The 204-nt window shown below is 71.1% G+C and carries 1 protein-coding gene; it reads left to right on the forward strand.

Going from position 1 to position 204, the window contains the following annotated elements:
* Positions 1–6: 6 nt before the first annotated feature.
* The coding region (locus B3H86_RS08870; RefSeq protein ID WP_292053085.1) for a hypothetical protein at positions 7–204 on the forward strand (198 nt) is incomplete at its 3' end.

Raw genomic sequence — 204 nt, forward strand, 5'->3', positions numbered from 1 at the left:
GATTTGATGGGGTTGCGGCAGATACCGGTCGCGCTGGTGGTGGCGTTGGTGGTGCAGACGATTGGTGGGTTGGTCTGGGCCGGTGGGGCGGCGGCGCGGATTTCGGCGCTGGAGGAGAAGGTGGCGGAGCAGGCGCTGGTGGCGGAGCGGCTGGCGCGGCTGGAGGCGCAGGGGGAGGCGATGCGGGCATCGCTGGAGCGGATC

Origin of the sequence: Brevundimonas sp. UBA5866, from assembly GCF_002432125.1 — a bacterium.
Lineage (GTDB): Bacteria > Pseudomonadota > Alphaproteobacteria > Caulobacterales > Caulobacteraceae > Brevundimonas.